Raw genomic sequence first — 2,822 nt, 5'->3', positions numbered from 1 at the left:
CGAGGCGCGATGTCGGAACCAGCGCAGCAACTGGCTCGCGCTCGCGCCGAAAGGTACCTCTGCTTCGTCGATGCGCAGGGCGGCCACGGCGCGGTGCGCCTTCGGCAGCAGACCGCGGCGAGACAGTGCGATGATCGGCCCTTCATGGCCCTCGCGCAGCAGCGACCGCACATAGTCGGCCATGGTCAGACCCGTGCCAAGGATCAGAACCGGGGCATCTTTGTCGATTCCCGCGGACGAGGGCGGCGTCCACGGATCGGCATAGCAAGCCATCGGCGCCTTGCGTGCATCATGACCCGTCGCCAGAATCGCGACGTCGCCCGACAGCTGATCGCCGTTCGCCAGCTCGATCACGACGCCATCGGCGTCTTCGCTGATCGAGACGCATTCGACGTTCATGATCCGAAGACCGTCTGCCTCATCACCGCGCGAAACCAATGGCCGGATCAGGCTCGCGATATAGTCCCCATAGACGCGCCGGGGTACGAAGCAATAGGGATCGCCGCAGCCGGTGATGGCGCGCGCGGACAGCCAGCGCCAGAAGTGATCCGGATCTTCCGGCAGCGCGCTCATGTTGGCAGCGCGCACATTGAGCAGATGCTCGGGATTGCCGGTGTGATAGGCAAGCCCACGCCCGATTTCCGGACGCCGTTCGACTAGCGTCACCCGGTAGGCGGGGCTGCCGAACCGAAGCAATTGATAGGCGAGCAATACGCCGCTCGCACCGCCGCCGATGATGATCGCATGCCGCCTGATCATGTGACGAGTCCTCGCTAGCAGCCAAAGCTTAACCCTTATTCATAAACGCGGCGAGGTTGTGTTCGCGTTCCCGACGCTTGCAAATGACAAGATCATGCCAGCAAGTCGGATCACGACAGCGTATTCATTTCGAGCAGAAAAGATTTTGGATGATCAAGAACGCTGTTCTAGTGGAATGTTCTTTATCGCGTACAAAAAAAGAAATGTTTCAGGAAGGCTAGCCTATCGCCCGCCCGCCTTGCCGGCAGCTGAACAGAATTCGGCAGGAACGTCGACCTAAGACGCGGGTTTATTGCGTGCCGTTGCCTGCGTTACAACGCTGTTTGGCGGGACATCCTGCGTCAGCCAGACGTTGCCTCCGATCGTCGAGCCGCGGCCGATCGTGATCCGGCCGAGGATCGTGGCGCCGGCATAGACGATCACGTCGTCTTCGACGACCGGATGGCGGGCGTCGCCCTTGATCAGATTGCCCTCGTCATCGGTCGGGAAATGCCGCGCGCCGAGCGTGACGGCCTGGTAGATCCGGACATTGTCGCCAATAATTGCGGTCTCGCCGATCACCACGCCGGTGCCGTGATCAATGAAGAAGCCGGAGCCGATGCTGGCGCCCGGATGAATGTCGATCCCGGTCCTGGCATGGGCGATCTCGGCGATCAGGCGGGCCACCAGCCGGGCATTCAGGCGATGCAGGATATGTGAGAGGCGATGGTGAATGATCGCGGTCATGCCGGGATAGCCGATCAGAATCTCGGGAAAGTTCTTGGCTGCGGGATCTCCGATGAAAGCGGCACGAAGATCGCTGATCAGAAGACCGCGTACCTCGGGCAACTGCAATGCGAATGCGCGAGTGAGCTCGATCGCGTCCTCGCGACGAAATCCCGGCAGCAAGTCGTCACCGATGAACACCGCGCCGCGGTGGACCTGCTCGCACAGCGAATCGAGCGCGATGCTCAGCGTGTTGCCGACGAAATAGTCGATGTTCTCGCCATCCAGGTCGAAGCGGCCGTAATGCCGCGGAAACAGCGCTTCAGTCAGACCATTCAGAATGTTTTCCAGCGCTTCGCGCGAGGGTGCACGCCGCGCCTCTCCGTCGCGTCGGATGCTGTGGGTCTCTTCGCGCGATGTCCGCAACTCGGCGACGATACGATCGAGTTGCCAGCGCTTTCCGGCCGCGCTGTCCTGGTCGGTTGCGACGACCTGGGACCTCGGTAGGATTTCGCGCCTCATGTTGCTTTGACCCGATGTTCAGTCATGTCTAGCGGGCGTGCGCGAGCGGAACACTGCGGTTGGCAAGCTCATTAAGATCGCTGTCATCATCGATGTCCACGTATTGGCCGTTCCAGTAAACAAGGCCCGAGAGCCGGTGTGACAGATCAAAGCCCAAAAGACTTCCGACCACGATGCCGTGGGAGTGGCGTTCGATGATCTCCTCGACCTGGCATTCGATCGTCGCAAGGGAGTTATCCAAGAGCGGCACTCCGGCCGTGCCGCTAAACCAGGAAATCCCTTCGAAACGTTGCTTGCCCTTGAGCTTGCCATTGCTGAAGCGGGCGGCGAGCTCCTGCTGATCAGAGCCGAGGATATTGACCCCAAAGAGGCGATGGCGATCGATCAGAGAAAATGAGGACGCCTGGCGGTTGATACTGACCAATAGCCGGGGTGGCGCAGCACTCAAGGACGTCAGTGATGTGACCGTCATTCCCGTGATGTCGTCGCCGCGACCCGCGGTGATGACGCTGACACCGCCTGCCAAGCGTCGCATGACCGAACGAAACTGTCGCTCGATTTCATCAGCAGCGTTGACGAGATGGAGGTCCGCTTTGCTCATCTGTCTCTCCTTTCGCGCCACCTCGCCTCGCTGGTGGTACAAGCGAATGGCTAAAGCGTTCGACTCGCGGCCGTGAACGGGCCGCGTATCAAGCCTCGAGCCTAGGCTGCGGACGCGAGGGTTCCCGCAGCGGCGAGTCCCCGCTCGAGGTCCGCGATGATATCATCAATGTGCTCGATGCCGACTGACAGACGGACATAACCATCGGAGACGCCGGTCGCCAGCTGGTCCTCGG

4 protein-coding genes are annotated in these 2,822 nt (G+C 61.0%); all 4 read right to left on the bottom strand.

Annotated elements, in window-relative coordinates; genetic code table 11:
- On the bottom strand, positions 1–759 hold a 759-nt coding region (locus JOZ76_RS11620), incomplete at its 3' end, for an FAD/NAD(P)-binding protein (protein WP_291698770.1).
- 276 nt (positions 760–1,035) lie between these two features.
- Positions 1,036–1,986, bottom strand: coding sequence for a serine O-acetyltransferase EpsC (gene epsC / locus JOZ76_RS11615; RefSeq protein ID WP_291698769.1), 951 nt, complete (start codon positions 1,984–1,986; stop codon positions 1,036–1,038).
- 28 nt (positions 1,987–2,014) lie between these two features.
- A complete protein-coding gene (locus JOZ76_RS11610) occupies positions 2,015–2,587 on the bottom strand; it encodes a flavin reductase family protein (RefSeq protein WP_291698768.1) in 573 nt (190 codons plus the stop codon).
- A gap of 101 nt (positions 2,588–2,688) precedes the next feature.
- Positions 2,689–2,822 (bottom strand): PLP-dependent transferase (locus tag JOZ76_RS11605; RefSeq protein ID WP_291698771.1); only part of this gene is annotated, 134 nt, incomplete at its 5' end.

Source organism: Bradyrhizobium sp., assembly GCF_019244115.1.
GTDB lineage: Bacteria > Pseudomonadota > Alphaproteobacteria > Rhizobiales > Xanthobacteraceae > Bradyrhizobium.
Note: the sequence above shows the minus strand (reverse complement) of the source record. Positions and strands in the feature narration are given on the sequence as shown.